This is a genomic window from Pseudomonas sp. p99-361 (assembly GCF_003935475.1).
GTDB classification, from domain to species: Bacteria; Pseudomonadota; Gammaproteobacteria; order Pseudomonadales; family Pseudomonadaceae; genus Aquipseudomonas; species Aquipseudomonas juntendi.
Genome location: NZ_RHQO01000038.1, coordinates 23,718 through 50,580, shown reverse-complemented (window position 1 = coordinate 50,580; position 26,863 = coordinate 23,718). Strand labels below are relative to the sequence as shown.

The following is a 26,863-nucleotide window of genomic DNA, read 5'->3' as shown; positions in this document are numbered from 1 at the left end:
AAACAAACGTAGGAGCGAGCGCAGCTCGCGATTGCGCCGCGCGGGCGGCGCTCGCTCTAACAGGCGCTGCATATCTTCTGACAAACACCTGTCAGCCCTAAGGCGATCACTGTGGGAGCTGGCTTGCCAGCGATGGGGCCGGCACAGCCACCCTGAACTTCAGCCAGCATTGGCCCGCAACCGAGCCACATCCCGAATGGGCGGCGCCCCGTACAGCCGGCTGTACTCGCGGCTGAACTGCGAGGGGCTTTCATAGCCCACCCGGTAGGCCGCCACCGCCGCCTCGAGCCCGTCGTTGAGCATCAACCGCCGTGCCTCCTGCAGGCGCAGTTGTTTCTGGTACTGCAACGGGCTCATCGAGGTCACCGCCTTGAAGCGGTGGTGCAAGGTCGAGGTGCTGAGGTTGACCTCACGGGCCAGGTCCTCGATACGCAGTGGCTGTTGGTAGTGGTTGTTGAGCCAGGCGATGGCCTGGCAAACCCGGTGGGTCTGGCTGTTCGCCAAGGCGATTTCGTACAGCCGATAACCCTGCGGCCCACGCAACAGGCGGTAGAGGATCTCACGGCGGACCAGTGGCGCCAGCATGGAGATGTCGCGTGGGCTATCCAGCAGGCGCAGCAACCGCAACAGGGCGTCGAGCAACGCTGCATCGGTTTTATCCACGTACAGGCCACGGCCCGATGGCTTGTTGGGCACCAGCATCGGGCCGCTTTCGGCGATCAACTGGCTGATCTCGGCCGGGTCCAGGTCCATGCGCAAACCCAGGCTGGGGTGCTCGGGGCTGGCATCGAGCCGCACGCCGCTCAACGGCAGGGTGACCGAAACCACCATGTAGTGCAGTGGATCGTAGGCATACTGCTCGTCACCCAGAAACAGGCTTTTGCTGCCTTGTGCAAGGATGCACAAGGCCGGTTGCGCCAGGGTAGGGACCGAGCGCACATTCTCGGTGTAGCGCACCAGGTACAGATCCGCGATGGCCGACGCCGGGCCGTGGGGCTCGCCGGCATGGCGGGTAATCAGCTCGGCCAGCTCCAGGCGCTGCAGTTCCAGGGTCGGGTCGGTGGGCGTGGCGATGGTCATGATGCTTTCCTCTGCTGACGGTCGCAGCATAGGTTTGGGCAACGGCCGACGCTAGTCGAAAGCTGCACGTCGCTTGCCTGATCCTGCCGCGCCGCAGGATCAGGCAAGCGGCGAGCAGTAATGGCCTAACGGGTTGCGCGGGCGAACCCCTAACCTTGGCAGCCTGGCTTTTTCGTCCGCTTGCTTCAAGGAGATAGTGCAATGGCCCTAAAACAACCGGTCACCCATCTTGCGTTCATTCGTGCCAGCAGCGGGCGTTCTGCGGAGCTTGGCGCGCGCCTGCGTGACCTGCTTGAGCCGTCGCTGCGTGCGCCGGGTTGCCTGAGTTTCAGCGTACAGCGTTCGCAGGCCGACGCTGACCTGTGGCTGCTCAGCGGCAGTTGGCAGGACCAACAGGCCATGAGTGGCTATTTTGCGTCGCCCACGCTGGAGATGTTCGGTGAGCTGGTGCAGGCGCAGGTGGTCAGCAGCCTCGACTTGCATACATTCGACTGACGGCATGGCCCCTCCCACAGCGCGCGCGCTGGCTGGGGTTTGGGTTAACATGCCGGGCCATGATCAAGCAGGCAGAGAGCAACATGGCACGTAGGGAATTCCCGCAGTTCGAAGCGGTGTCGGCGATGGTGCCGGCCGAAGGTGGTGGCTATCACGCGGCCATCGCAGTCAAAGCCCTGGGTATGGGCGGCGCGCCGCGTTTTCACAAGGTGCTCGACGGCCAGGTGTTCAAGGGCGCCGTGGCCGCCGACGAAGCGGCCACGGCCGAACTGCAGCGCCTGCAAGGCGTTAGCGCTGAGGGTGAGCTGGTCTGGTGATCAGGCCGGCGGGCGGGCCATCTTGAACAGGTTGCCCAGCTCGAAATAGTCCGCCGGGCCACCACCGCGCAAGATAGGTTCGGCTGCCGCGGTATCGTAAATACCGTTCTTCAGCAGGTGGTCGGCAATGTGCACGGCCACCACTTCCCCAAGAATCAGCCAGCTGGGTACCAGCGCCTGGTCGGCCCGCTTGAGCTGGACGATCTGGCTGACCTTGCACTCGAACGCGACCGGGGTTTCGCCCACGCGCGGCACCTTGACCAGGCTTGACGGTGCGGCGGTGAGGCCGCTCAACTCGAATTCACTGACCTCGGCAGCCACCGGCGCACAGCTCTGGTTCATCTGCTCGGCCAGCGATCGCGTGGCCAGGTTCCAGACGAATTCACCGGTCTGCTCGATATTGTTCAGGCTGTCTTTGCGCCCGACACTGCAGAAACCGATGATTGGCGGGATGTAGTTGAAGGCATTGAAGAAGCTGTAGGGCGCCAGGTTCAAGCGTCCCTCGCGGTCTTGCGAAGAGATCCAGCCGATAGGACGTGGACCGACGATGGCGTTGAAGGGGTCGTGGGGCAGGCCGTGGCCTTTGGCGGGTTCGTAGTAATACATTGTGCTGGGCTTACTGGCCCTACCTCCTGGTAGACAAGAAGCCTAGTGTGCCAAGCCTTTGCTTGCCTGCAAATGATCAAGCCCGGCAAAAGCCGGGCTGGGCGCTCGCAGCAGGGATCAGCTGATGCGGTTGGCGTTGGTGCGGTCGAAGCCGTCTTCAGCAAAGCGTTGGCCGCCGGTGCGGTCGAAGCCGTCTTCAGCGAAGCGTTGGCCGCCGGTGCGGTCGAAGCCGTCTTCAGCGAAGCGTTGGCCGCCGGTGCGGTCGAAGCCGTCTTCGGCAAAGCGTTGGCCGCCGGTGCGGTCGAAGCCGTCTTCAGCGAAGCGTTGGCCGCCAGTACGATCGAAGCCGTCTTCAGCGTAGCTGGCCGACTGGGTCTGGGCTGCGGCAAAGGTGTGGGCATTGGTCCGGTCGAAACCATCTTCGGCAAAGGCGCCAGTGGCGAAAACCGACAGGGCCAGGGTGAGGATCAGTTTGTTTTTCATGGTCATTGCTCCAGGGATTTGTGGGTTGTTTGTTTCCGTGACTTAAATATTACGCCCAATATGCTGATTAAAAAGCGCAAATATAAGCACTAAATAATCGACTTATTCGATATTTTAAGGTGCTGTAATCGTCGTATAGGCGTTTGCCTGGCCGGGCACGGGTTGGTGCATGCACCCTTCATCAGTCAGCCCGTGAAGGCTGAAGGGTGGCAATTAATAGGGGATTAAGAAGAACACCTGATGCAGATCACCGATGAACGTTTTTTCATCGCTTACCTACCTATTTTTCAGCCCACCAGCACCGTCGGTACCACGATGTCCGACTTCATGGACCCTACCCTGGGCATGGTCTATGCCACCGGTACGGCCCTGCTGATCGGGATCCTGCCGCTGACCTTGGGTACCGCTCTGGGCGACTTCCTGACCAAACCTCATGCGAAGAGCGGGCTGGACTTCGGCACGGTCGGTTCATCGGCCGTGCTGGGTGGCGTGCTGCTGGTACTGGTACTGATGGCCCGCTGGTACCAGCGTCGTGAACCGCGTCAGGCGCTGGACATGTCCTGAATGTTGATGCGGTAACGGGTCAATGCTTTCACGCTTGCCCAGCAAACGGCCTTTCATACCCATCCCATGAGCCGAATAGCTCAGCTAATCGGCTCATGGGGCATTAGGGGGCATAAAAAAAGGCGCCCTGCACGTTGGGCGCCCTTGCAGAACGGCCTTACCGGGTCACTCGGTGGTGATACGTGAGTGCTGTTTGGTGTCCTTCATCGTCGCGTACACCAGCAGCGAGCAGGCGATACAGGCAGTGACGTACCAATAGAAGCCGCTTTCCATGCCCGCGCTCTTGAACCACAGCGCCACGTACTCGGCGGTGCCGCCGAAGATCGAAACGGTCAGTGCGTAGGGCAGGCCCACGCCAAGGGCGCGGATTTCGGTCGGGAACAGTTCAGCTTTGACCACGGCGTTGATCGAGGTATAGCCACTGACGATGATCAGCGCTGCCATGATCAGGAAGAACGCCCCCCACCAGGTCTGGATGGTATGCAGGGTGCTGAGGATCGGCACGGTGAACAGGGTGCCCAGTACACCGAAGGCGATCAGGATCGGGCGCCGGCCGATCTTGTCGGACAGACCGCCGATCACAGGCTGCAGGCACATGAACAGGAACAACGTGGCGGCCGAGATCGTGGTCGAGTCGCTGATGCTCATGCCCACGGTATTGACCAGGTACTTCTGCATGTAGGTGGTGTAGGTGTAGAAGGCCAGGGTACCGCCCATGGTCAGGCCAACCACGGTCATCAGTTCCTTGGGGTGGCGCAGCAGGGTGCGCATCAGGCTTTCCTTGGCTTTTTCCTTCTTGGTGAACGAGGCGGTTTCTTCCATGCCACGGCGCAGGTACAGCGCGACCACGGCGCACAGCGCACCGATCACGAAGGGTACGCGCCAGCCCCAGGCATACAGCTGCTCGGTAGTCAGGGTCTGTTGCAGGACGATCAGCACTGCCAGGGCGATGAGCTGGCCGGAGATGAGGGTCACGTACTGGAAGCTGGAGAAGAAGCCGCGGCGGTCCTTGCTGGCCATTTCGCTGAGGTAGGTCGCCGAGGTGCCGTATTCGCCACCCACCGACAGGCCCTGCATCAGGCGGGCGATGACCAGCAGGACCGGTGCGGCGAAGCCGATGGTTTCATAGCCAGGCGTCAGGGCAATGACCAGCGAGCCGGCGCACATCAGCAGTACCGAGGCCATCAGCGCGGCCTTGCGGCCTTTGCGGTCGGCGTAAAGGCCCATCAGCCAGCCGCCGATCGGGCGCATCAAAAAGCCAACGGCGAAAATCGCGGCGGTGTTGAGCAGTTGTGCAGTGGAGTCGCCGGCCGGGAAGAAGGCCTTGGCGAAATACAGCGAGAATGCGGCGTAGACGTACCAGTCGTACCATTCGACCATGTTGCCGATGGACCCGCTGAAGATCGACTTCAGGCGGCTGGCGGTAGTTTTTTCTGCGGCAGGCGCAGCGGCCGCCCCAGCGGGCAGGGAGGTGGCGTTATCCATCAGGGATACCTTCTCGTTGTTGTTGTGAAGCGCGCCTAGGCGCAGCTGACACGAGCATTTGCAGAAGGTGTGCCAAACCGGGGCGGGCCGACCCAAACCGGGGCAATAGGCCGCTTTGCGGGCACTTCGCCGGCCACGCGCCTGCGAGCCAGGCCCTGAAAGTGCTATGCATGGGCGGAATTCTGCCTATCGCCGGCCAGTGATAGGCGGAATTCCGCTTATCACTGGCCGGTAAAATCGTCCCGCGACAACCCGTGCCGCTGCATCTTTTCGTTCAGCGTTCGCCGCGGCAGTTGCAACGCCTCCATCACCGCACTGATCGCGCCCCCATGCTGGCGCAAAGCCGCACGCAGGCACTGGGCCTCGAACGCCTCCATCTGCTCGCTCAGCGATTGCCCGGCAGGGGCCACCTCGGTACTCGGTGAACCCAGACCCAATGCATGTCGCTCTGCCGCGTTGGCCAGCTCGCGCACGTTACCTGGCCAGTCATGCGCCAGCAGTTGTGCCAGTTGCGCGCCCGACAGCGGCGGCGCAGCGCGGCCAAGCCGGTCGGCAGCAGCGCGGGCGAAGTGGTCGAACAGCAGCGGAATGTCTTCGCGCCGTTCGCGCAAAGGCGCCAGGCGCAACTCGGCAACGTTCAGGCGGTAGGCAAGGTCTTCACGGAAGCGCCCGGCACGGGCCTCCTCCAGCAAGTCGGGCTTGGTTGCGGCGATGATGCGCAGGTCAACGTTGATACTCTGGTTCGCCCCCAGGCGCTCGAGCTTCTGCTCCTGGATCACCCGCAGCAGTTTGGCCTGCTGGGCCAGCGGCATGCTTTCGATTTCATCGAGAAACACCGTGCCGCCGTCGGCATATTCCAGCTTGCCGACGCGCTTGCCTTGGGCACCGGTGAAGGCGCCGCTCTCATGGCCGAACAGCTCGGCCTCGAACAACGCCTCAGGAATGGCCGCGCAATTGAGCGCCACGAATGGCTTTGCCGCGCGTGGCCCGAAATCGTGGAGGCAGCGGGCTACACGTTCTTTGCCGCTGCCTGTCTCACCGCGGATCAGCACATTGACCGGCAGGCTGGCCAGGTCCAGCACCTGCCGCCGCAGCAGTTGCAGGCCCTGGGACATGCCCAGCAGCGTGCCTTCCAGGCGTGACTTGAGGTCGGCCTGCTCGTGCAGGCGGCGGTTCTCAAGCACCAACTGGCGTTTTTCCAGAGCCCGCCGCAGGCTGCCCAGCAGATGTTGCGGGGTGAAGGGTTTTTCCAGGAAGTCGTAGGCCCCGTTGCGCATGGCCTCCACGGCCATGGGGACATCGCCGTGGCCGGTCAGCAGGATCACAGGCAGGTCGGGGTCGTCCGCCTGCAGGCGTTCGAGCAGCTGCAGGCCACCCATGCCGGGCATGCGCACATCGCTGATGATCACACCCGGGAAATGCTTCGGCAGCTGGCTCAGGCAGTCTTCGGCGCGGGCAAACAGCTGCACGTTGAAACCCGACAGGCTCAGCCATTGCTCGACCGCTGTGCGGATACTGGCTTCGTCATCGATAACGATTACTGAATTCAACATGCAGGCTCCAGGTCTTGGGGCAGGGTAAGGCTCAGGCGCGCACCGCCAGACAGGTTCTCGGCCTGCAGCTGGCCGCCGACCTCATGGACGATACCGTAGGAGATCGCCAGGCCAAGGCCCAGCCCTTCGCCCACGGGCTTGGTGGTGAAGAAGGGGTCGAAGACCTTGGCCAGGTCGGCCTCGGCTATGCCGCCACCGGAGTCGAGCACACTCAGGCGCCACCGTGCACCATCGGCTTCGATGCGGATCTCCAGGCGCTTGTAGCGTTTGTCGGCCATGGCATCGAGGGCGTTGCGCAACAGGTTGATCAGCACCTGTTCCAGGCGGATAGCATCGCCCCGTACCCAGGCCGGGCGTGCGAGGTACAGCGCGACCTCGACCTCTTCGCTGCGGATACGCGTTTCCAGCAGGTGCAGTGCCTGATCGACCACGGTGGCCAGGTCCAGGCGCTCGCGCAAGCCCATCGGGCTGTTACGGGCGAAGGTCTTGAGGTGACTGGTGAGCGCGGCCATGCGCGTGAGCATCTGCTCCAGCGGCTCGAGTGCCTGCCGTGCTTCGGCAGGCCGGCCATTGTCGAGCAGCAGGCGCACGGTTTCCAGTTGCATGCGCTGGGTCGTCAGCGGTTGGTTGATTTCGTGGGCCATGGCCGCCGACATCTGGCCCAGCGCGGCCAGCTTGGCGGATTGCACCAGGCCCTCCTGGGCGGTACGCAGCTCGCGGGTACGTTCCTCGACCTGGCGCTTGAGCTCTTCCCGGCTGCGCTGGCGCAGCCGTGCCAGGCGCAGGCGCTGGCTGATGAACAACGCCGCGAACACCAGGCTCAGCCATACGGCAGCAGCGCCGAGTGCGGCATTGCGGCCGTCTGCCGCCACCTGCGGCTTGCGCAGCAGGTGCAAGGTCCAGCCTTCGCCTGCCAGCGGCAGGCTTTCCCACAGGTACTCGGCGCTGCCGTCGGGGCCTTGCACGCGGCTGAGGGTGCTGTTGGCAGCGAAGCGCGTGAGCACCTGATGGTGCAGCGGCACCAGCGGCTGCTTGTCGTACTGGCGTGTTTCGGCGAGTTCGGCACGGTCGGCGCCGCTCAGTGGCTGCAGCTCGCGGTAGCGCCAGCCGTCCTGGTTGGCAATGAAGGTGATGCCGCGGGCATCGCTGACCAGCAGGATATCGCTGCCCTGGCGCCATTCGCGTTCCAGCTCCGGGAACTCCAGCTTGACCACCATGGCGCCGAGAAAACGGCCATGTTCGTCGTTGACTGCGCTGGCCAGAAAGTACCCCGGTACCCCGCTGGTCACGCCAACGGCATAGAAGCGGCCCGTACCCTGGCTGCGGGTTTGCTTGAAGTAGGGGCGAAAGCCGTAGTTGGAGCCGACGTAGGTACTGGGTAGCCGCCAGTTGCTGGCTGCCACGGCCAGGCCGGTGCGGTCGAGCAGTTCGAGGGTCGAAGAGTTGGCCGCACCGTTGATACGTTCGAGCTTGCGGTTCAAGGCGCCTTGCACCGTCTCGCTGACCGGGCCGCGCAGGGCGTCGATCAGTTCTGGGTCGAGCGCCAGCACGGCCGGCAGGGCCCGGTAGCGGTCGATCAGCGTATGCAGGGTATTGGCGTACAAGCCCAGTTGCTGGTGGGAACGTTGTGCGTCGTTTTCCATGGCCTGGCGCTTGGCCTGGTGCATCGCCCAACCGGCACTGAGGGCAGTGCCTAGCAGGATCAGCAGGGTAATCAGCCCCAGCCGCAGGGCGCGAAAGGAAAAGGGCATGGCGCGGATCCGGGTCATTGGGACATCGGGGCTGGCCCTTACCAGGGCTTGCCCGCCCCCACGTGTGAGTACCTGTGGGAGCGGGCAAGCCCGCGAAAGGGCCGGTACAGGCGACCGTTCAGTTACAGCAATTCAAAGCTCTGCTGCTGCACCGCCTGGGAGTCGAGCCCGACCTGGACATTGAATTCCCCGGGCTCGGCAACCCGCTGCAACTGGCCATTGTAGAACTTCAGGTCTTCCTCGCTGATGCGGAAGCTCAAGGTGCGCGTCTCACCGGGCTTGAGCATCAGTTTCTGGAAGTTCTTCAGCTCTTTGACCGGGCGGCTCATCGATGCCGAGACATCCTGCAGGTACAACTGCACCACGGTCTCGCCTGCCAGCTTGCCGGTGTTCTTCACCGTGACCTTGGCTTGCAGCGTATCGCCGCGCTTGAGGTTGTTGGCCGACAGCGTCAGGCCCGACAGCTCGAAGCTGCTGTAGCTCAGGCCGTAGCCGAACGGGTACAGCGGGCCGTTGGGCTCTTCGAAGTACTGCGAGGTGTAGTTGCCGGGTTTGCCTGGCGTGAACGGCCGGCCGATACGGGTGTGGTTGTAGTACATCGGGATCTGCCCGACCGACCTCGGGAAGGTGATGGCCAGCTTGCCGGACGGGTTGTAGTCACCGAACAGCACGTCGGCAATGGCATTGCCGCCTTCGGTACCGGCGAACCAGGTTTCGAGAATGGCATCGGCCTGTTCACGTTCCCAGCTGATCGACAGCGGGCGGCCGTTCATCAGCACCAGTACCAGTGGCTTGCCGGTCGCCTTCAAGGCCTTGATCAGTTCACGCTGGCTGGCAGGAATCTCCAGGGTGGTGCGGCTTGACGACTCGTGGGACATGCCGCGGGACTCGCCAACCACGGCCACTACCACATCGGCTTGTTGCGCTGCCTTGACCGCTTCATCGATGAGCACCGCAGGGGGGCGCGGGTCGTCGACGATTTCCGGGGCATCGAAGTTGAGGAAGTTCAGGTAGTCGAGGATGGCCTTGTCGCCGGTGATGTTGGAGCCTTTGGCGTAGACCAGTTTGGCCTTGCCTTCCACGGCGCGGCGCAGGCCTTCGCGCACGGTGACCGAATGCGCCGGTTTGCCGTCGGCGGCCCAGCTGCCCATCATGTCGATCGGGGCATCGGCCAGGGGCCCGACCAGCGCGAGGGTGCCGGTTTTTTTCAGTGGTAGGGTCTGGTTGTGGTTTTCCAGCAGCACCAGGCTACGACGCGCCACGTCACGGGCGGCTTCGCGGTGCAGACGGTCGCTGCCGTAGTAGTCTTTCAGGTCGGTTTCGGCCTTGCCGATGCGCACGTACGGGTCCTTGAACAGGCCCATGTCGTATTTGGCCCCCAGCACTTCGCGCACGGCCTGGTCCAGTTCGTGCTGGCTCACCTCGCCAGACTTCAGCAGGCCTGGCAGTTCCTGGCCGTACAGGGTGTCGTTCATGCTCATGTCGATGCCGGCCTTGATAGCCAGCTTGGCGGCTTCGCGGCCGTCGCGGGCGACGCCATGGCGGATCAGCTCCTGGATGGCGCCATGGTCGCTGATGGTCACCCCCTTGAAGCCCCACTCCTTGCGCAGCAGGTCGTTCATCAGCCAGGTGTTGGAGGTGGCCGGCACACCGTTGATCGAGTTCAGCGCCACCATGACGCCCCCGGCACCGGCATCGAGTGCGGCGCGGTAGGGCGGCAAGTAATCGTTGTACATTTTCGGCAGGCTCATATCGACCGTGTTGTAGTCGCGCCCGCCCTCTACTGAACCGTACAACGCAAAGTGCTTGACGATGGCCATGATGCTGTCGGGGTTGGCCGGGCTGCTGCCCTGGAACGAGCGCACCATGACCTGGCCGATCTTCGAGGTCAGGTAGGTATCCTCGCCGAAACCTTCACTGGTGCGGCCCCAGCGGGGGTCGCGGGCAATATCGACCATCGGGGCGAAGGTCATGTCCAGGGCGTCGGCCGAGGCTTCGATGGCGGCGGTGCGGCCCACTTTGGCCACCGCGTCCATGTCCCAGGTGGCGGCCATGCCCAGGCCGATCGGGAAGATCGTGCGCTCGCCGTGGACGGTATCGTAGGCGAAGAACATCGGGATCTTCAGGCGGCTGCGCATGGCCGCATCCTGCATCGGCCGGTTTTCCGGCGCGGTGCGGGAATTGAAGGTACCGCCAATGCGGCCAGCGGCGATTTCCTCGCGAATCTTGTCGCGCGGCATTTCCGGGCCGATGCTGATCAGGCGCAGTTGGCCGATTTTCTCGGCTTCGGTCATCTGGCTGACCAGATGGTCGATGAAGGCCTGCTTGTCTTGCAGGGGCGGGGCGGAGGTGGCGGCGAGGGCCGCCTGACTGGCAAGGCCCATGGCCAGGCCCAGCAAAGACAGTTTCATCATCAGTTCCGTTGTGGGGCCTCTGCCGTATCCAGGGTGGTACGCGCGCGGCCGAAGTTTTCAGGCGGCTATTGTTGTACGATTTGCAGGCAATGCTTCCAGCGGCCGATTATGCCTGAATATGTCACCCGCGGACGAAGCCCCGTATGCCGGGACAACAACTATAAGAAAGCTCAGAGACCGACGGCATGACCCCTTTTGACGAGTATGATCAGCGGCAGATTGCCGAAGCCATAGCCCGTGCCGAGCGGCACACCGACGCCGAACTGGTGACGGTACTGGCGCGGCGTGCCGACGACTATGCGTATTGGCCGCTGCTTTGGGCTGCCGTGCTGGCACTGGCCGTGCCGGGCCTGCTGCAGTGGCTGCTGGGCTGGCCGGGCGTGCGTAGCTTGTTGGTGGCCAACATGCTGCTGTTTGTCGGCTTGTGCCTGCTGCTGCGCAGCCCGCGCCTGGCCGGCTGGCTGATCCCCCGGGTGCTGCGCCGCTGGCGTGCTTCGCGCCTGGCGCACCAGCAATTTCGCGAGCTGAACCTGCAGCGCACGGCGGCTGGCACGGGGGTGCTGATTTTCGTCAGCGAGGCGGAGCGGCATGTGGAAATACTGGTTGACCGCGGCATTGAGCACTGCCTGGATGCCAGCGCTCGGGCGGCACTCGTCAGCCGGCTTGCCGAACAGGTGCGCCAGGGGCGGACCCTGCAGGGTTTTGTCGAATGCATCGAGGCCTGCGGCGAGTTACTGAGCGAGCAGGTGCCACCGACCCATGCGCGTAACGAGCTGCCAAACCGCCTGGTGATTCTCGACTGAGGCAGCATGCAGGCGCGCACTTGGATAAGGGCAGGCAGTTAGGGGCTGTTGTGCAGCCCATCGCCAGCTCCTATTGAACAATCCATAACTTGTTGATTTAGCCGGGCCCATGTGGGAGCAGGCGCGCCCGCGAACACCGGCGTAGCCGGTGCCAGCCACTGCGTTGGGCTCTGCGCGGGCTCGCCCGCTCCCACACAGGCCGCGTCGCGCTTGCGGCAGGTGTTTGCCACAAGCTATGCAGCGCCTGGCCTGGGCGTGACGCGGCCGTGGGTGGCCAAGGTATGCCTGGCCGCGCGGCACACGGTAGAATGAGCGTTCCGCTACCCAAGGCCCCTTTGTCCATGCCCGCCAGTCATTCCGCTTCCGCCGCGCCGGACGCACTCGCCCAGTTCCTCGACCTGCTGAACGCTGCCCTGCAGGGCGGCACGTTAAGCAAGCTGGTGCTGGCGCGCCATGTCGGTGCCGACCAGACCCTGCAACGAATCATCGCCAAGCCGCTGCAGGTCAAGGGCCAGCCCTGCCTGTCGCTGGTCTATCGTCACCAGACCCGAGACATCACCCGCAACCTGGCCTTGGACGATGCCTTGACGCTGGTGGCCGAGTTGCTGCCGGGCAGCTTCCGTAACGCCCACCTCTTCGATGCCGACGGCGAAGTACAGCTGACCTTCAGCAAGAAGGGCAAGCCGATGCTTCAGCGCCATGGCGCACAAGCCCCGCGCGAGGCCGCGCCCGCCAGTGGCCATGACCGTGAGAAAAAACGCTACCTGGAGCTGTCGCGCCCATTTCTGCGCGATCTTGGCGTGACCGACTCGCAGGGGGCACTGATCCCGTCCATGTCGCGCAAGTGGAAGCAGATCAACAAGTTCATCGAGGTCTTCGACCACGCCCTGGCCAGCGCCCCGGTGCCGACACAGCAGGTACTGCGGGTGGCCGACTTTGGCTCGGGCAAGGGCTACCTGACCTTCGCCATGCATGATTACCTGCGCAATACGTTGGGCCGCGAAGCGCAGGTGACCGGGGTTGAACTGCGCCAGGACATGGTCGACCTGTGCAACGCCGCCGCGGTGCGGCTGCAGCATGCGGGCCTGGAGTTCCAGTGTGGTGACGTGCGCAGCGTGGTGCCCGACGCCATCGAGGTGATGATCGCCCTGCATGCCTGTGACATCGCCACCGACTATGCCATCCATACCGGTATCCGCAGCAATGCCGCGATCATCATGTGTTCGCCGTGCTGCCACAAGCAGATCCGCCCGCAACTGCACAGCCCGGGCCTGCTGCAGCCAATGCTGCAATACGGCCTGCACCTGGGCCAGCAGGCCGAAATGCTCACGGACAGCTTGCGGGCGCTGTACCTGGAGGCCTGTGGTTATGAGACCAAGGTGTTCGAGTTCATCTCCCTGGAGCACACCAACAAGAACAAGATGATTCTTGCGGTGAAGCGGCGCCAGGCGGGCGACAACCGTGCGCTGCTGGAGAAAATCGCTCAGCTCAAGGCGTTCTATGGGGTGCAGGAGCATTGCCTGGAGACGCTGTTGCGAGTTGACGGGCTGCTTTGAGGCGGCACTGGCCCCTTCAACAGGCGTTTGAAGCTGGCCTCAACCTCGGGTGAACACGGCTTCGATAGACAGCGATACCTGGCCCAGCGGATGCGTCGTGGCATCGAAGAAGTGCAGTGACGTGCCCGGCATGGCGCCCAGGCGATCGACGAAATGCTGCTTCTGGTTGATCACCGACGCTTCACTCAACGGCCGAATGGCGATCGCCAGGTGCTTGGGCCCGGCCATTCGAATGGCGTCGAGCAGGTGCTGGTCAGTGCTGTCCAGGTGCTGCCCGAACAGGCACAGGCCACGGTGTTCCTGGGCCAGCTGCCCCAGGCACCAGCTGAGGTAGTCCGAGTGGCGGATGGCGCGCAGTTTCTCGTCGCTGCGGTCTTCATTGACGAACAGCGGCACCTCACCGGGAATGTTCACGGCAAAACCTTCCAGCAGCTCGGCGCTCTCGGCGCTGCGTTGACGGGTGGTGCCGTCGGGTTGCTTGAGCAGGTGCAAGCCACCGTGCAGGTGCATCACCCGGGTACCCTCGCTGCTGCGCCGGCGCACATCAAAGTAACCCTGCTCGTCGAACAGGTCGGCGAAGCCCTGAGGGGCATGTTGCAGGGCCCAAGGCAGCAGCAGGTCGTAGTTGCTGGTGTAGACGCTGCGATAGCCACGCAAGGCCTGATTGAGCACGGCCAGGGTTGCCGGGGGCATCAGCCGCCAGGGCAGATGCACGGTGCGCACGGCGTGGATCAGCGCTTCCTTGATCGAGTAATAGCGGTTGAGCGGCGCAGTGGAGTTGATGGCGAGCGCAGCATTGGCGCGCACGGTGGTGTTGAGCGCGCTGAGCACCGGTTCGAACAGCTCCGTGCCCAAGGACTTGAACAGGGCCTGGTCGCTGATCGCCAGGCCTTTCTTGCGACCGGCGCGTTGCGCCTCCTCGAACAGCGAGAAATAGCCGAACGGCTTCCACACTGCGCGGCTGGCGCCGTTTCCCAGCAGCAGGGCATCGCAGGGGTGGCGGGCGGCAAGTTCCGGCCAGGGCAGGAGTGGGGCGTCGAGTGCAGGCATGCTGGGTCCATTGGTGGTGCGGGCGCGGGGCGACTTTAGCATGTCAGGCGGGGGCAAGGGGCATCAACCCTGCCTGGCGGCCGGCACGCTGCGCTTGCGGTTACGCCATACCCGGTAGGCCCGGATGCCGGCGCGCACCGAACCGAACAGCAATTTGTCCTCCATCTCGCGCGCCATGCCCGAGCGCACCAGCATGCGCAGAAAGCTGCCGCGGGCACGGGCGATGGCGAAGAAAATGCCCTGCGCGGCCAGGGTGTCGCGCACTTCACGCAATGCGGCCATGCCGCTGACATCGATACTGGTCACGGCCTCGGCATCGAACAACACGGCCTTGGGCTGGGCCTCGCCTTGCACCGCCTCGAGAAGGCGCATCTTGAAGTAGTCGGCATTGAAGAACAGGATTGCGTCGTCAAAACGGTAGACCACCAGGCCGGGCACCGTCCGCGCATCCTTGAACTTGCGAATGTCGACCTGGCCTTCGGTGCCCGGCAGCCAGCCGAGCACGGCGTCGGTAGGCTGGTAGATGCTGTACAGCAGGCGCAGTATCGCCAAGGTCACGGCAAACACGATGCCGGGCAGCACGCCCAGCCCCAGCACCCCCACGGTGGTCAGCAGGCACAGCCAGAATTCGAAACGGCTCAGGCGCCGAATGTGGCCCAGTGACTTGATATCGATCAGCCCCCAGCCAGCCATCAGCAGCACCGCGCCCAGCGCCGCCTGAGGGATCCACGCCATGGGCGCGGTGAAAAACAAAAGGATCAAGGCGATCACCAGGGCGGCGACGATGCCGACCAGCTGGCTTTTGCCCCCGACCATGTCGTTGACGGCGGTGCGCGAATCGGCACCGCTGATGGCAAAACCCTGGGAAACCCCGGCGGCCAGATTGCTCACGCCCAACGCCACGAACTCGTGGTTGGCGTTGATGGCGTAGCCATGCCGGGCAGCGAAACTGCGCGCGGTGAGCATGGCGCTGCAGAAACTGACCGTGGCGATACCCAGGGCGTCGCGCAGCAGGCTTTTCATTTCTGCCAGGTTGCTGTGTGGCCAGGCCAGTTGCGGGATGCCGGCCGGCACCGGGCCGAGTATGGCTACGCCGAAGCGGTCGAGGCCGAACAGACCCGCCAGCAGCATGAACAGCGCCACCACCGTTAGCGCGGCCGGCAGGCGCGGGTAGCGGCGTGGCAGCCAGATCAGCAGGCCTAGGGCGGCCAGGCCGATGCACAACGTCAACCCGTGAATTTCGCCCAGGCGTTGGAGGAAGTTGATCAGGCTGAGGATGAAACCGTCGCCCTCGATGCTGAACCCCACCACCTTGGACAACTGCCCGGCGATCAGGCTCAGGCCGATACCGTTGAGGTAGCCGATCAAAATCGGGCGCGAGAAGAAGCTGGCGATGAACCCGGCCCGCGCCAGGCCAGCGGCAATCAGCATGACCCCGACCAGTACGGTGACGATGACCGACAGCTCGGCAGTGCGTTGCGGGTCGCCCAAGGCCAGCGGCGCCACGGCCCCGGCAATCATGGCGCAGGTAGCCGCGTCGGGGCCGACCATCAACTGGCGCGAGCTCCCGATCAGCGCGTAGACCATCATCGGCAGCACACAGGCGTACAGGCCGTACTGCGGCGGCAAGCCCACGATCTGGGCGTAGGCGATGGCAATCGGGATCTGGATGGCTGCCACCGACAGCCCTGCCTGCAGGTCGGCGTGCAGCCATTCGCGGCGGTAGTGCAGCAGGTTGGCAAGGCCCGGTAGCCAGCGGGAGAGCAACATGCGTCGTCCTTTCGAAATGTTTCACGAAACCCTGGGCGCATTGAAACGGATCGACAGGCAATTGGCCATGCTGCTGATCATCGAAAGCAGCAGATCGAAGCGATTGGCAGAAACGAAAAAAGGAGCGAACGCTCCTTTTGACAGCGATGACGTTGCCGGAACGCCATGCGGGGGAATGTAATGTGGAGCGGGTAGAGGGAATCGAACCCTCAACTAAAGCTTGGGAAGCTTTCGTTTTACCACTAAACTATACCCGCCTTACGCCGCACTTTTTACCAGAACCCTGCGCGAAATAGAAGCCCACGTTATAAAAAAAGCGTGTCGGCGCCTCATGCCGGCGGGTATCCGCACCAAGGCGCCGAGTTGCTCAGATAGCCAGTGCATGCTGCCCCTGTTGCAGCGGCTGGTAACGTTGCCGGGCTTCACGCAGGGTTGGCTTGAGGAAGCCCAGCATGGCATTGCGGGTGTCCTCGCAGGCGGCCTTGGTCTCCATGTCCAGAAAGTGTCCTGCACCGCGGATAACCCCAAACTGGCTGCGCCCCACGTGTTTGCCGAACTGCCGTGCATCTGCGGCCGTGGTGTACTCGTCGCGTTCACCATTGATGAACAACACCGGAATATCGATAGCGCGCGCGCCATCCAGTGCCCGTGCCAGGTCATGTTGCAGCACCTGGTTGATGTGGAAGTGCATCTGCGCGTATTCGTGGCTGTCCAGGCTGCTGACGTGCCGGTAGTTGAACCGCTTGAACAGCGACGGCAGGTACTTGCCGATGGTGTCGTTGATCAGGTTGCCGACTTGATAGCGGTCGCAGGCGGCCAGGTACTGGCAACCGCGCGCCAGGTAGTCGCGCATTGGTTCATTGATCACCGGCGAGAACGAACTCACCACGGCCTTCTTCACATACCGCGGCTGGTGCGCCAGTGCCAGTAGCGTGCTGGCACCGCCCCACGAGAACGACATCACGTGGTCGGCCTGGAAGTGATCGATCAGTTCAAGGAGGATATGCGCCTCGGTCTCCTTGCTGATCAGCCGTTCGTGGCGGTTGTGCGGTTTGGATTTGCCCGCGTAGGGCTGGTCGAACAGGACGACATTGAACTGCGGGTGCAGGTTACGCACCGTCTGGGCGAACGAGGCTGTGGTGGCCAGCGAGCCGTTGATCAGGATGATCGTATTCTCAGCCGCATCCGCGCGATAGAACTCCGTGTAAATCCGATACTGACCTTGAATATCAAGTACAGCGATTTCTGGCCTCATGTCATCGACTCCTGGCGCAAAAAGGGTATTCGCGTCACCTGGTGGCTTGTCGCGGCAACGGGTCGTTCACTTTTGGCGGCGGCTTGGCCGAACACTCAAGCCACTGGCCCAAAGAGAGCGCATTCCCGAAACAGGACATCAGGGTGCACGTTCTTTATGACAGGTAGGCATTCGCCTGAAGAGTAACCGGGGCCCTGTGTCGATCCTTGGCACTTGCGTCGACGGTGTTGTTGTATGGCGGGCAATCTGCCGTGCCCCAAGGCATCTAGGCCCTGGGTGGCCGACAAAAAGTGTCTGGGTCTACGATCGTGACTTAGCGGTCACATGCAGACTGACGATTGGGATTCAAGCAGGGGGGCGGGGATCCTGCAAGTGCCGTTCGGGCTTAATTGTGACGTTTGGCGCTGAGCGGTCGTATGGCGCGCGCTCAGCGGTAGGTTGCGCGAGTTCGCGGGCTAGACGGTGCCTATTTCTTCCGGCGTGAGTTGCCGAAAGGCCCCGGGCGCCAACCCCGGGTCGAGCCGGATCGCCCCCATGCTCTCCCGGTGCAGCCCCACGACCTTGTTGTCGAAAAAACCGAACATGCGTTTGACCTGGTGATAGCGCCCTTCGACAATCGCCAGCCGCGCCTGCCGCGGCCCTAGAATGTCCAGCTGGGCGGGCTGGGTGGTGAGGTTCTCAAAGGCGAAGTAGAAGCCTTCACGGAACTTGGCCACATAGTGCTCGGCAATCTCGTCCTCGGTTTCCACCAGGTACTGCTTGGGCAGCTTGGTCGCTGGCTGGGTCAGGCGTCGTGACCATTGGCCATCGTTGGTCAGGATCATCAGGCCGGTGGTGTTGAAGTCCAGGCGCCCGGCGATGTGCAGGTCTGCACGCAGCGCCGCCGGCAACAGCTCGAGCACAGTGGGGTGCTGTGGGTCGTGGGTCGCGCTCACGCAGCCGGCCGGCTTGTGCAGCATCAGGTAGCGCGCCGGGCGGCCAGCCTGCAGCAACTGCTCGTCCAGTTGCACCCGGCTGAACTCCCGCACCTCGGCCAGCGGGTCGCTGATGACCTGGCCATCCAGGCGCACACGGCGCTGGGCCAGCATCAGCCGGGCTTGCTGACGGTTGCAGTGGGGCAGGTTGGCAAGGAAACGATCGAGGCGCATGGCTTGGCGTCAGCTGGAAGGGCGTGATTGGAGTTGGTCTTCAACGGCGGCGCAGCGCGGGCACAGGCAGGCTTTGTCCCGCAGCGCGGCGGGCAGTGCCTGGAGCACGCTCGGGTCGATGGTGACACCGTAGCACCAGCAGGCCTGGGTGGCGCGGCGTGGGTCGGCCAGGCTGCAGTGGTTGAGCGCGCCGCAAGCGGGGCAGTGTTGCTGATCAGTCATGGGGTTTCGCTACAGACACGGTTGCGGCCAGCCTGTTTGGCACGATAAAGGGAACGGTCGGCGCGGGTCAGCAGGGTGTGCAGGGTATCCCCCGGTCGCAGGCTGCTCAGGCCGATGCTGGTGGTCAGGCGCAGTGGCTGGTCGTCGTAGCTGAAGGTCAGCTGTTCGGTGCGCTGGCGGATCTTTTCGGCCACCTCGATGGCGTGCCGACCCTCGGCTTCACGCAGCAGCACGATGAATTCCTCGCCACCCCAGCGGCACAGTATATCCGACTGGCGCAGGCTGCTTTGCAGCACATTGGCGAACTGGCGCAGCACTTCGTCGCCTGCCAGGTGGCCATGGGTATCGTTCAGCGCCTTGAAGTGGTCCAGGTCGAACAGCAACGCCACCAGTGGGCCACTGTCGCGCTGGGCTTCGCGCAGGGCCTGGGCAGCCAGCAGGTCGAAGCTGCGCCGGTTGAGCAGGCCGGTGAGGCTGTCGAGGGTCGCCAGGGCCTCTGTGCTGGCCTGATGGCGGCGGACCATGGCGTGTACCAGTGCCAGTACCACCAGGGTGATCATGGTGCAGATTGCCAGGTTCAGGTACAGCGAGTGACGAATGCGATCGAGCGCGCCGGTTTCCCGTTTGTCCACCAGCAGGTACCAGTCCAGCTCAGGCAACTGGCGCACGTTGAGGAAGTGGCTGTGCTGGTCGCTGTCACGGTACTCGTGGCTGCCTTCACTGGGTACAGGCCGTTCGGCTAGCAGGTCCTGCAGTTCGGGGTTGGCACTGAGCTGCTGGCCCACCTGTAGGCCATGCGGGCCGCCTGCCGAGCCGGTCAGCAGCACCTTGCCCTTGGCGTCGGTGAATAGCACCGCGCGCTGGTAGCGTTGTTGGTAGCGGTCGATCAGCTTGACCACCGACGATACGCTCAGGCCGACACCGGCGGCGCCGATGAAGCGTTGCTGATAGTCATGCACCTGATAGTTGATGAATACGGTCAGGCTGTCATGGTTGGCCATGTCGAAGTCGACGTTGATCTCATAAGGTGCCTTGAGGTCACGCAGGCGGAAGTACCAGGCGTCGCGCCAGGCACCAGGGTCGACATGCTTGAGCACCCCCTTGGCCTGGTAGTAGGTCAGGGTGCGGTCGGATACGAAAAATGAGGTGAAGGTGTCCTGCTTGCCCATGATCTCGCCCAGGTAGCGGGTCATGCGTGCAGTGTCCTGCTCGCCGGACAGCACCCAGTCGCGCAGGAAGGTGTCCTGGGCCATCATCGAGGCGATCAGTACCGGGCGAATCAGGTCTTTCTGGATTTCCGAGTAGACCGTGTCGGAGGTCAGCGGCAACTCGGTATTGATGATGCCGTCACGGATAGCGCTGCGCGAAGCGAAGTAACTGAGCAGCGAGGTGGCGAGAAAGCCGCAGGCCAGCAGCAACAGTAGGGTGAAGATCAGCGAACGCTGCGAAAACAGGGTGTAACGTAAAGGCATGATCTTCCCATGATGTGTGCCGAGCCGCCCATTCTAGTGAGGTGGCCCTGAAATGACTGCAAGTTTTTCGGTGCCCGGGCAGCTGTATCAAATTATTGCAGGAAGGGCACTGCACCTTGTTCCCGATGTCTTATTCAATGTCGATGAACACATTTCGCATCGACGCCCGACAGCGCCGCTGTGCGGGCACTCCAGCGGTCCAGGAGGCCGCCATGTCCTATCGAATCCTGTTGATCGCCCTGCTGGGGTCGATGACTTCCGCCTGCGCGCCTTACTACGAGAGTGGCAGCTACTACCGCTCCGACTATTACACCAGCGACCGCTATGCAGCGCCCGGGTACTATCGTTATGACCGTTACTACGTGGCGCCGCAGCCACGCTACTACTACCAGCCGGCACCACGCTACTACTACCAGCCCGCCCCGCGTTACCGCTATCAGCCCGCACCCAACTACCGGCCGCAGCCACGCCCGCCGGTGACCCAGTGGCACGGAAACCCGCGCCATGACTATGGCAACCGCCAGCGTGATGACTACCGGGGTGACCGGGACCGGCACGACTACCGCGATGGCAGCCAGCGCTACCCGCGGGGCGGCTGGCAATCCAATGGGCCAGGCAATGGCGGTGGGCCAGGTGATGGGCCGCGCGGGCAGGGGCAATGGCAGCGCTAGGCAGCCACTGCACTAACCCAGGTCCGCCAGCGGGTGACTGCCCTCCCACACCTTGGCGAAGTGCGCCTCAACCACCGCTGCCGGCACCTGCGCCACATCCGGCCAGTGCCAGCGCGGCTGGTTGTCCTTGTCCAGCAGTCGGGCGCGTACCCCTTCACTGAACTCCGGGTGGCGGCAGCAGTTCAGGCTCATGCAGTACTCCATCTGCAACACTTGCGCCAGTGACAGGTGTCGCGCCCGGCGAATCTGCTCCCAAACCAGATGGGCGGTCAGCGGGCAGCCTTGCTGCAGCCGTTGGCCGGCGTCGGCCAGCAATGGGTCGTCATGGTGCTTCAGGTTTTCCAGCGCGCGCCATGCGGCAGCCGCATCGGCAACATCGAGCAACGCGTCGATCACTGCCCGGCGCGGCAACCATTGAGCGGCCGGTAATTCGGCACACACGCGGTGCTGTTCGGCCTTGAGCAGGCTGTTGAGCTGCAACGCGGTGTGTTCCTGCCAGTTCAGTTGCAGCAGCTCATCGACCAGGGTTTCTTGCTGGTGCTCACCCAGGAAGCGGTCGGCCAAACCCAGGTCCAGGGCATCGCGGGCGTTGAGCGGGGCGCCGGTCAGGCCAAGGAACAGCCCCAGTTTGCCTGGCAGCCGGGCCAGGAACCAGCTGGCGCCCACGTCCGGGTACAAGCCGATGCTGACCTCCGGCATGGCCAAACGGCTGCTGGGTGTGACAATGCGCACGTTGGCGCCTTGCAGTAACCCCATGCCGCCGCCCAGAACATGGCCATGCCCCCAGCACAGCAAAGGTTTGGGGTAGGTGTGCAGGCTGTAGTCCAGGCGGTATTCGGCGGCGAAGAAGGTGGCGGCCAGCGGTGGCACGCTGCCAGGTTGATCGCGGCAAGCCTGGGCCAGCGCGCGCACATCACCCCCCGCGCAGAATGCCTTGGCGCCGCTGCCACGCAACAGCACGCAGACCACCCCGGGGTCGCGCGCCCACGCCTGCAGCTGGTCGCCCAGCGCCTCGATCATCGGCAGGGTCAGGGCATTGAGCGCCATGGGCGCATCGAGGGTGGCGATGCCCATGCGGGCGCCATCGGCGCCGGTAAGCACCTCGCAATGAATGGTCATGGACTACCTCGCGCAAGTCATCGCCCAAGTATGGCTTGGATGGCCAATCATGCCGGTCGTCGGTCGGATCGTTTGACAAGCGGGTAGGGCTTACCTAGTGTCGCGCCATTGTTTATGGAAGGCCCCATGACTGACGACGACCGTATCAAACTCGAACCCAGCTGGAAGGCCGCGTTGCGCGGTGAGTTCGACCAGCCCTACATGCATCAGCTGCGCGAGTTCCTGCGTAGCGAGTACGCTGCCGGCAAGCAGATCTACCCGCCAGGGCCGCTGATCTTCAACGCGCTCAACTCGACACCGCTGCAACAGGTGAAAGTGGTGATCCTCGGCCAGGACCCTTACCACGGGCCGGGCCAGGCGCACGGCTTGTGCTTCTCGGTGCAACCCGGGGTGGCCACGCCGCCGTCGCTGGTCAATATCTACAAAGAGTTGCAGCGGGACCTGAACATCCCGATCGCCAGCCACGGCTACCTGCAAAGCTGGGCCGAGCAAGGCGTGCTGCTGCTCAACACCACCATGACGGTCGAGCGCGCGAATGCGGCCTCGCATGCCAAGAAAGGCTGGGAGCACTTTACCGACCGGATCATCCAGGTCGTCAGCGAGCAGTGCCCGCACGTGGTCTTCCTGCTGTGGGGCGCCCATGCGCAGAGCAAGCAGAAGCTGATCGATGGCACCAAGCACCTGGTGCTGAAGTCGGTGCACCCGTCACCGTTGTCGGCTTACCGCGGCTTTCTCGGCTGCGGGCACTTCAGCCGCACCAACAGCTTCCTCGAGCAGCGCGGGCTGGCGCCGATCAACTGGGCGTTGCCGCCGTTGTAGTCATGTGGACTGGCGCAGCGCCTGGCCAGCGGGTTCGCCGCTCGCCGGGCGCCGCGTTCATCGAGGCCTGGCGTTCCACGCGCGGAACAACGGCTCGGCCAGAAACAGCACCAGCAGCAGCCGCATCACCTGCAGTGCCGTCACCAGCGGCACCGACAGCTGCAGTGTCTCTGCGGTCAAGCTCATTTCGGCAATCCCGCCTGGCATCATGCCCAGTGTCAGCGAGCGCAAGTCCAGTGCCGTCAGGACGCTCAGTGCCCAGGCGGCCAGGGCGGCAACGGCCATGCACAATGCCGTGGCCAGCAGGGTGCGGGCGAGAAACGATGGGGCGCGGCGGAAGAATTCGCGGTTGAAGTGGCAGGCCAGGGCGCTGCCAATCAACCATTGGCCGATCTGGCTGGCGCCGTTGGGCAGGGCGATCTGCAGGTTGGTGGCCAGGCTCACCGAGGCCGCCACCAGCAGTGGCCCGAACAGCCATGGGTTGGGCTGGCGCAAGCGCTGCCACAGCAGGGCCACGGCAATGCCCAGCGGGGCAATCAGGGCCAACCAGCTCCAACTTACGCTGCCTGCGTGGTTGAGCGCGACGCCGTCGCCCAGCAGGTACTTGAATACTGCCGGTACGCACAACACCACAGCCAGCACCCGCAGGCTCTGCGCGGCCGCCACCTGGCTGAGCACCGCGCCGTTGCGCGCGCCAAGGTTGACCATCTCTCCCGAACCGCCGGGCATGCTGGCGAAGAACGCAGTGGCGCGGTCCTCGCCGCTGCGCCTGAGCAGCCACACGCTGATCACGCTGGTCACGGTAGTGAACACCGCGCTGAAGAAAATCAGGACGAAGTGGCTGGCGACCTGCTCGATCACCGCCGGGGTGAAGTGCAGGCCAATGCCGATGCCGATGACCCACTGCCCGCATTTGCGGCCATTGGGTATTTCCGGCAATTGCCAGGGCGTCAGGCAGCGCACCAGGATGATCGCCAGCAGCGAGCCGATCATCCACGGCAAAGGCCAGCCGACCTTGCTGGCGGCAAAACCCCCAGCAAGGCCGACCAGCCCGGTTGCAACGTACAGCGGCAGTGGCCGGTCAGGCATCGGCCATGGCCCGACGCTGCTGCGCACGTTTGCGCCAGATGCGCAGCAGCGGCAGGGTCAGCATGCACAGGGTCAGCACCCATACCGACAGGCTGATGGGGCTTGACCAGAGGATGCCCAGTTCACCGTTGGAAATCGACAGCGCGCGGCGCAGGTTCTGTTCCATCAGGCCGCCGAGGATGAAGCCCAGCAGGATCGGCGACAGCGGGAAGTCCAGCTTGCGCAGGATGTAGCCCATGATACCGATGCCGACCATCAGGAACAGGTCGAAGGTGGTGGCGTGCACGGCGTACACGCCGATTGCGGTGATGATGGCGATCACCGGCACCAGCGCCCAGTTTGGTACGGCCAGGATGCGGGTGAAGATGCGGATCATCGGGATGTTGAGGATCACCAGCATGATGTTGGCGATGAACAGCGAGGCGATCAGGCCCCAGACGATGTCTGGCTGCTGCTCGAACAGCAGGGGGCCTGGGGTGATGTTGTACAGGGTCAGTGCACCGATCATCACCGCGGTGGTACCGGAGCCCGGTACGCCCAGCGTCAGCATGGGCACCAGGGCGCCACAGCAGGAAGCACCAATGGCGGTTTCGGGTGCCGCCAGGCCACGGGCGTCGCCCTTGCCGAACTTGCCGCTGGTGCCGGCGAGACGTTTTTCGGTCATGTAGGCCACGGCGCTGGCCAGCGTGGCGCCAGCGCCCGGCAGCACGCCCATGATGAAACCGAGCAGGCCACAGCGGATATTCACCACGAACACCGAAGCCGCTTCCTTGAAGTTGAACAGCATGCGCCCGGTGGCCTTGACCGCCTGGTGGCCATGGTGGGTCTTTTCCAGCAGCAGGAGGATTTCGCTGATCGAGAACAGGCCCAGTACCAACACCACGAACTGGATGCCATCGGCCAGGTGCACGCTGTCGCCGGTGAAGCGGTAGACGCCGCTGTTGGCGTCGATACCGACCGCCGACAGGAACAGCCCGATCAATGCGGCAATGAAGGTTTTCAGCGGTTTGTCACCGGCCATGCCGCCCAGGCAGACGATGGCGAACACCATCAGCACGAAGTACTCGGCGGGGCCGAAGGCAATCGCCCATTTGGCCAGCAGGGGGGCGAACAGCACCATGCCGCAGGTGGCGATGAGCGCACCGATGAACGAACTCCAGGCCGACAGCGACAGGGCAACGCCAGCCAGGCCCTGGCGGGCCATCGGGTAACCGTCGAGGGTGGTCATCACGGTCGAAGCCTCGCCCGGGATGTTCAGCAGAATCGAGCTGATACGCCCGCCGTACTCGCAGCCCAGGTACACCGCTGCCAGCAGGATCAGCGCCGATTCTGGCGGCAGGCCGAGGGCGAAGGCAATCGGGATCAGCAGGGCCACGCCGTTGATCGGGCCCAGGCCCGGCAGCAGGCCGACCACGGTGCCGATCAAGGTGCCGGACAGGGCGGTGACCAGGTTATAGGGGGACAGGGCAACGCCGAAGCCCTGGCCCAGGTAGCTCAAGGTATCCATGTGTCAGTTCTCCAGTACGCTCAGCAGGCCAAGGGGCAGTGGCACGTCCATCACGCGGTCGAACAGCCAGTAGAGGAAGATGCTCATGCCCACCACCACCATGGCGCTGTGCAGCCAGCGGCCGCCATACAGGCGCGCCATGGGCAGGCCCACCAGGATGGCACTGAGAATGAAGCCCAAGGGTTCGAAGGTGGCGGCGAAAACCAGCAGCAGGCCGACACACGCGGCGATCTTGAACAGGGTCGCGCGGTCCAGTTCTGGTTCGTCGTCCTTGCGCACGATCGGGGTCGGGCGGATAGCCAGGTACAGCAGGCCCAGGCCCATCAAGCCGAGCATCAGCAGTGGGTAGGCACGCGGGCCCACCGGCTCATAGGAAAACGCCGCCTGGTAGGGCCAGGCCATTACGGCAAGCACGGCGCACACCGCCAGCAAGACCAGGGCGAAGAGGCGTTGCAGGATCATGAAGGAATCCTCGTTGGGATCGCTGTAGGAGCGGCCTTGTGTCGCGATCGGCCGCGAAGCGGCCGCAAAGCCAGCCTCTGCGATCTGTCTGAAGCATCGCACGGCTGTTCCAGGGGCCGCTTCGCGACCCGATCGCGACGCAAGGCCGCTCCTACACAGGGAGGGTGGTGGATCCGGCAGGCTTACTGGATCAGGCCAAATTCCTTGGCCAGCGTCTTGTAGTCAGCCACTTGCTTCTTCACATAGCCGTCCAGTTCTTCGCCGGTCATGGCGAACGGGAACAGCTCGCGCTGGTCACGCAGTTTGGCGAAGTCTTCCGAAGCCAGCATCGTGTCGAACGACTGCTTCCACCAGGCGTAATCCTCGTCGCTGACCTTTGGCCCCAGGTAGAAACCGCGCACCACCGGCCAGACGATGTCATAGCCCTGCTCCTTGGCAGTCGGGATGTCTTTCATCTCCGGCTCGTCCAGGCGGTTTTCCGAGAACACCGCGAGGATGCGCATGTTGCCGCTCTGAATGTGCGGCATGGAGTCTGAAATATCGGTCGAGCCCACCTGGATGTGGCCGCCCAGCAGGGCCGTGGCAATTTCGCCGCCGCCTTCCAGGGCCACGTAACGCAGGTCGCGCGGGTTGATCCCGGCGGCCTTGGCGATCAGGGCGGTCTGCATCCAGTCCTGGCTGCCGACGGTGCCGCCAGAGCCGATCACCACTTTGCTCGGGTCTTTTTTCAGTGCTGCGACCAGGTCGTCGAGGGTCTTGTAGGGCGAGTCGCTCTTCACCGCGATGGCGCCGTAGCTGGTGCCGACCGCGGCCAGCCATTTCACGGCGTTTTCGTCGAAGCGGCCGAACTTGCCCTGGGCCAGGTTCAGCAACGAACCGCTGGACCAGGCCACCAGTGTGCCGGCGTCAGCCGGGCGCTGGGCGACCACGGCGTTGTACGCCACCGCGCCGACACCGCCGGGCATGTAGGTGACGCGCATGGGCTTGCTGAGGATCTTTTCCTGCACCAGGGCGCTTTGCACCAGCTTGCAGGTCAGGTCGAAACCGCCGCCCGGCGAGGCGGGGGCGATACATTCGGGGCGTTTCGGTTCGGCAGCGAGGGCGTTGCCGGCCAACAGCAGGCAGCCAGTAGCGAGGACGAGGCGGCGCAGTGAAAAGGTCATCGTCGATCT

25 protein-coding genes, 1 tRNA gene and 1 pseudogene are annotated in these 26,863 nt (G+C 63.8%); 8 read left to right on the top strand and 19 right to left on the bottom strand.

Annotated features, from left to right (window positions below; translation table 11 throughout):
• Positions 1-159 precede the first annotated feature (159 nt).
• Positions 160-1,080 (bottom strand): AraC family transcriptional regulator, encoded by a 921-nt coding sequence (locus tag EGJ22_RS17115; protein WP_029884879.1) that lies wholly within the window; start codon positions 1,078-1,080, stop codon positions 160-162.
• A gap of 201 nt (positions 1,081-1,281) precedes the next feature.
• Between EGJ22_RS17115 and EGJ22_RS17110 the strand changes: the two genes are divergently transcribed.
• Together EGJ22_RS17110 and EGJ22_RS17105 are read left to right on the top strand one after the other, a co-directional pair.
• Entirely contained in the window at positions 1,282-1,575 is a 294-nt protein-coding gene (locus EGJ22_RS17110; protein WP_009683091.1) for a putative quinol monooxygenase, read from the top strand.
• Between the two features lie 59 nt (positions 1,576-1,634).
• Positions 1,635-1,892 carry a hypothetical protein gene (locus EGJ22_RS17105; protein WP_009683090.1) on the top strand — a complete coding sequence of 86 codons (258 nt, stop codon included), beginning with the start codon at positions 1,635-1,637 and terminating at the stop codon, positions 1,890-1,892.
• Here the strand turns inward: EGJ22_RS17105 and EGJ22_RS17100 are convergent, their stop codons facing one another.
• On the bottom strand, positions 1,893-2,498 hold the full coding sequence (locus EGJ22_RS17100; protein ID WP_029884878.1) for a flavin reductase family protein: 606 nt from the start codon (positions 2,496-2,498) through the stop codon (positions 1,893-1,895). It lies immediately after the preceding gene.
• Positions 2,499-2,615: 117 nt separating this feature from the next.
• Complete coding sequence (locus EGJ22_RS17095; RefSeq protein ID WP_054912190.1) at positions 2,616-2,981, bottom strand: hypothetical protein; 366 nt, start codon at positions 2,979-2,981, stop codon at positions 2,616-2,618.
• Positions 2,982-3,254: 273 nt separating this feature from the next.
• On the opposite strand from EGJ22_RS17095, the pseudogene EGJ22_RS17090 reads away from it, so the two are divergent.
• Positions 3,255-3,545 (top strand): annotated as a pseudogene (locus EGJ22_RS17090) (hypothetical protein); the annotation flags it as partial.
• A gap of 165 nt (positions 3,546-3,710) precedes the next feature.
• Here EGJ22_RS17090 and EGJ22_RS17085 read toward each other — a convergent pair.
• The 4 genes from EGJ22_RS17085 to bglX all read right to left on the bottom strand — a co-directional run bounded on the left by EGJ22_RS17085 (position 3,711) and on the right by bglX (position 10,748).
• Positions 3,711-5,030, bottom strand: coding sequence for an MFS transporter (locus EGJ22_RS17085; RefSeq protein ID WP_009683086.1), 1,320 nt, complete (start codon positions 5,028-5,030; stop codon positions 3,711-3,713).
• 221 nt (positions 5,031-5,251) lie between these two features.
• Complete coding sequence (locus EGJ22_RS17080) at positions 5,252-6,583, bottom strand: sigma-54 dependent transcriptional regulator (RefSeq protein ID WP_029884875.1); 1,332 nt, start codon at positions 6,581-6,583, stop codon at positions 5,252-5,254.
• Complete coding sequence (locus tag EGJ22_RS17075; RefSeq protein WP_029884874.1) at positions 6,577-8,334, bottom strand: ATP-binding protein; 1,758 nt, start codon at positions 8,332-8,334, stop codon at positions 6,577-6,579. Before EGJ22_RS17075 ends, EGJ22_RS17080 begins: the two co-directional genes overlap by 7 nt.
• A gap of 122 nt (positions 8,335-8,456) precedes the next feature.
• A complete protein-coding gene (gene bglX / locus EGJ22_RS17070) occupies positions 8,457-10,748 on the bottom strand; it encodes a beta-glucosidase BglX (RefSeq protein WP_029884873.1) in 2,292 nt (763 codons plus the stop codon).
• Positions 10,749-10,933: 185 nt separating this feature from the next.
• On the opposite strand from bglX, the gene EGJ22_RS17065 reads away from it, so the two are divergent.
• Together EGJ22_RS17065 and EGJ22_RS17055 are read left to right on the top strand one after the other, a co-directional pair.
• Complete coding sequence (locus tag EGJ22_RS17065) at positions 10,934-11,551, top strand: TPM domain-containing protein (RefSeq protein ID WP_029884872.1); 618 nt, start codon at positions 10,934-10,936, stop codon at positions 11,549-11,551.
• Positions 11,552-11,892: 341 nt separating this feature from the next.
• The gene (locus tag EGJ22_RS17055) at positions 11,893-13,107 is read left to right on the top strand and encodes an SAM-dependent methyltransferase (protein WP_029886123.1); all 1,215 of its coding nucleotides are present in this window, start codon (positions 11,893-11,895) and stop codon (positions 13,105-13,107) included.
• Between the two features lie 39 nt (positions 13,108-13,146).
• Here the strand turns inward: EGJ22_RS17055 and EGJ22_RS17050 are convergent, their stop codons facing one another.
• Both EGJ22_RS17050 and EGJ22_RS17045 read right to left on the bottom strand, forming a co-directional pair.
• Positions 13,147-14,157, bottom strand: a complete 1,011-nt coding sequence (locus EGJ22_RS17050; RefSeq protein WP_029886124.1) for a DUF4917 family protein — start codon at positions 14,155-14,157, stop codon at positions 13,147-13,149.
• Positions 14,158-14,220: 63 nt separating this feature from the next.
• Positions 14,221-15,927, bottom strand: a complete 1,707-nt coding sequence (locus EGJ22_RS17045; RefSeq protein ID WP_029886125.1) for a SulP family inorganic anion transporter — start codon at positions 15,925-15,927, stop codon at positions 14,221-14,223.
• Here EGJ22_RS17045 and EGJ22_RS17040 point away from each other — a divergent pair.
• Complete coding sequence (locus EGJ22_RS17040; protein WP_009683073.1) at positions 15,926-16,108, top strand: hypothetical protein; 183 nt, start codon at positions 15,926-15,928, stop codon at positions 16,106-16,108. The genes EGJ22_RS17045 and EGJ22_RS17040 overlap by 2 nt on opposite strands.
• A gap of 2 nt (positions 16,109-16,110) precedes the next feature.
• Here the strand turns inward: EGJ22_RS17040 and EGJ22_RS17035 are convergent.
• The 5 genes from EGJ22_RS17035 to EGJ22_RS17015 form a co-directional block, all read right to left on the bottom strand.
• Positions 16,111-16,184 (bottom strand) — tRNA-Gly (locus tag EGJ22_RS17035).
• A 110-nt stretch (positions 16,185-16,294) separates the two neighbouring features.
• Positions 16,295-17,182, bottom strand: a complete 888-nt coding sequence (locus EGJ22_RS17030; RefSeq protein ID WP_125920318.1) for an alpha/beta fold hydrolase — start codon at positions 17,180-17,182, stop codon at positions 16,295-16,297.
• 455 nt (positions 17,183-17,637) lie between these two features.
• Positions 17,638-18,330 carry a pseudouridine synthase gene (locus EGJ22_RS17025; protein WP_009683071.1) on the bottom strand — a complete coding sequence of 231 codons (693 nt, stop codon included), beginning with the start codon at positions 18,328-18,330 and terminating at the stop codon, positions 17,638-17,640.
• A gap of 9 nt (positions 18,331-18,339) precedes the next feature.
• Positions 18,340-18,552 (bottom strand): cysteine-rich CWC family protein, encoded by a 213-nt coding sequence (locus EGJ22_RS17020; RefSeq protein WP_009683070.1) that lies wholly within the window; start codon positions 18,550-18,552, stop codon positions 18,340-18,342.
• Positions 18,549-20,024: a sensor domain-containing diguanylate cyclase gene (locus EGJ22_RS17015; protein ID WP_029886126.1), complete on the bottom strand. Its 1,476-nt coding sequence runs from the start codon at positions 20,022-20,024 to the stop codon at positions 18,549-18,551. The genes EGJ22_RS17020 and EGJ22_RS17015 overlap by 4 nt, the downstream gene beginning before the upstream one ends.
• 212 nt (positions 20,025-20,236) lie before the next feature.
• Between EGJ22_RS17015 and EGJ22_RS17010 the strand changes: the two genes are divergently transcribed.
• Entirely contained in the window at positions 20,237-20,695 is a 459-nt protein-coding gene (locus EGJ22_RS17010; RefSeq protein WP_029886127.1) for a hypothetical protein, read from the top strand.
• A gap of 12 nt (positions 20,696-20,707) precedes the next feature.
• Here the strand turns inward: EGJ22_RS17010 and EGJ22_RS17005 are convergent, their stop codons facing one another.
• Positions 20,708-21,814, bottom strand: coding sequence for an enoyl-CoA hydratase/isomerase family protein (locus EGJ22_RS17005; RefSeq protein ID WP_029886128.1), 1,107 nt, complete (start codon positions 21,812-21,814; stop codon positions 20,708-20,710).
• 126 nt (positions 21,815-21,940) lie between these two features.
• Between EGJ22_RS17005 and ung the strand changes: the two genes are divergently transcribed.
• Complete coding sequence (ung, locus tag EGJ22_RS17000) at positions 21,941-22,633, top strand: uracil-DNA glycosylase (RefSeq protein ID WP_009683066.1); 693 nt, start codon at positions 21,941-21,943, stop codon at positions 22,631-22,633.
• Between the two features lie 57 nt (positions 22,634-22,690).
• On the opposite strand, the gene EGJ22_RS16995 is transcribed toward ung, so the two are convergent.
• The 4 genes from EGJ22_RS16995 to EGJ22_RS16980 form a co-directional block, all read right to left on the bottom strand.
• A complete protein-coding gene (locus EGJ22_RS16995) occupies positions 22,691-23,722 on the bottom strand; it encodes an AbrB family transcriptional regulator (protein WP_064314585.1) in 1,032 nt (343 codons plus the stop codon).
• Entirely contained in the window at positions 23,715-25,229 is a 1,515-nt protein-coding gene (locus EGJ22_RS16990; RefSeq protein WP_009683064.1) for a tripartite tricarboxylate transporter permease, read from the bottom strand. The genes EGJ22_RS16995 and EGJ22_RS16990 overlap by 8 nt, the downstream gene beginning before the upstream one ends.
• A 3-nt stretch (positions 25,230-25,232) precedes the next feature.
• On the bottom strand, positions 25,233-25,691 hold the full coding sequence (locus tag EGJ22_RS16985) for a tripartite tricarboxylate transporter TctB family protein (RefSeq protein WP_029886130.1): 459 nt from the start codon (positions 25,689-25,691) through the stop codon (positions 25,233-25,235).
• Positions 25,692-25,873: 182 nt separating this feature from the next.
• The gene (locus EGJ22_RS16980) at positions 25,874-26,854 is read right to left on the bottom strand and encodes a tripartite tricarboxylate transporter substrate binding protein (protein ID WP_029886131.1); all 981 of its coding nucleotides are present in this window, start codon (positions 26,852-26,854) and stop codon (positions 25,874-25,876) included.
• Between the last annotated feature and the right edge of the window lie 9 nt (positions 26,855-26,863).

Coding starts and splice junctions, on each gene's coding strand:
- EGJ22_RS17115 (WP_029884879.1), bottom strand. CDS start 1,080: ATGACCATCGCCACGCCCACCGACCCGACCCTGGAACTGCAGCGCCTG.
- EGJ22_RS17110 (WP_009683091.1), top strand. CDS start 1,282: ATGGCCCTAAAACAACCGGTCACCCATCTTGCGTTCATTCGTGCCAGC.
- EGJ22_RS17105 (WP_009683090.1), top strand. CDS start 1,635: ATGATCAAGCAGGCAGAGAGCAACATGGCACGTAGGGAATTCCCGCAG.
- EGJ22_RS17100 (WP_029884878.1), bottom strand. CDS start 2,498: ATGTATTACTACGAACCCGCCAAAGGCCACGGCCTGCCCCACGACCCC.
- EGJ22_RS17095 (WP_054912190.1), bottom strand. CDS start 2,981: ATGAAAAACAAACTGATCCTCACCCTGGCCCTGTCGGTTTTCGCCACT.
- EGJ22_RS17085 (WP_009683086.1), bottom strand. CDS start 5,030: ATGGATAACGCCACCTCCCTGCCCGCTGGGGCGGCCGCTGCGCCTGCC.
- EGJ22_RS17080 (WP_029884875.1), bottom strand. CDS start 6,583: ATGTTGAATTCAGTAATCGTTATCGATGACGAAGCCAGTATCCGCACA.
- EGJ22_RS17075 (WP_029884874.1), bottom strand. CDS start 8,334: ATGCCCTTTTCCTTTCGCGCCCTGCGGCTGGGGCTGATTACCCTGCTG.
- bglX (WP_029884873.1), bottom strand. CDS start 10,748: ATGATGAAACTGTCTTTGCTGGGCCTGGCCATGGGCCTTGCCAGTCAG.
- EGJ22_RS17065 (WP_029884872.1), top strand. CDS start 10,934: ATGACCCCTTTTGACGAGTATGATCAGCGGCAGATTGCCGAAGCCATA.
- EGJ22_RS17055 (WP_029886123.1), top strand. CDS start 11,893: ATGCCCGCCAGTCATTCCGCTTCCGCCGCGCCGGACGCACTCGCCCAG.
- EGJ22_RS17050 (WP_029886124.1), bottom strand. CDS start 14,157: ATGCCTGCACTCGACGCCCCACTCCTGCCCTGGCCGGAACTTGCCGCC.
- EGJ22_RS17040 (WP_009683073.1), top strand. CDS start 15,926: ATGCGTCGTCCTTTCGAAATGTTTCACGAAACCCTGGGCGCATTGAAA.
- EGJ22_RS17045 (WP_029886125.1), bottom strand. CDS start 15,927: ATGTTGCTCTCCCGCTGGCTACCGGGCCTTGCCAACCTGCTGCACTAC.
- EGJ22_RS17030 (WP_125920318.1), bottom strand. CDS start 17,182: ATGAGGCCAGAAATCGCTGTACTTGATATTCAAGGTCAGTATCGGATT.
- EGJ22_RS17025 (WP_009683071.1), bottom strand. CDS start 18,330: ATGCGCCTCGATCGTTTCCTTGCCAACCTGCCCCACTGCAACCGTCAG.
- EGJ22_RS17020 (WP_009683070.1), bottom strand. CDS start 18,552: ATGACTGATCAGCAACACTGCCCCGCTTGCGGCGCGCTCAACCACTGC.
- EGJ22_RS17015 (WP_029886126.1), bottom strand. CDS start 20,024: ATGCCTTTACGTTACACCCTGTTTTCGCAGCGTTCGCTGATCTTCACC.
- EGJ22_RS17010 (WP_029886127.1), top strand. CDS start 20,237: ATGTCCTATCGAATCCTGTTGATCGCCCTGCTGGGGTCGATGACTTCC.
- EGJ22_RS17005 (WP_029886128.1), bottom strand. CDS start 21,814: ATGACCATTCATTGCGAGGTGCTTACCGGCGCCGATGGCGCCCGCATG.
- ung (WP_009683066.1), top strand. CDS start 21,941: ATGACTGACGACGACCGTATCAAACTCGAACCCAGCTGGAAGGCCGCG.
- EGJ22_RS16995 (WP_064314585.1), bottom strand. CDS start 23,722: ATGCCTGACCGGCCACTGCCGCTGTACGTTGCAACCGGGCTGGTCGGC.
- EGJ22_RS16990 (WP_009683064.1), bottom strand. CDS start 25,229: ATGGATACCTTGAGCTACCTGGGCCAGGGCTTCGGCGTTGCCCTGTCC.
- EGJ22_RS16985 (WP_029886130.1), bottom strand. CDS start 25,691: ATGATCCTGCAACGCCTCTTCGCCCTGGTCTTGCTGGCGGTGTGCGCC.
- EGJ22_RS16980 (WP_029886131.1), bottom strand. CDS start 26,854: ATGACCTTTTCACTGCGCCGCCTCGTCCTCGCTACTGGCTGCCTGCTG.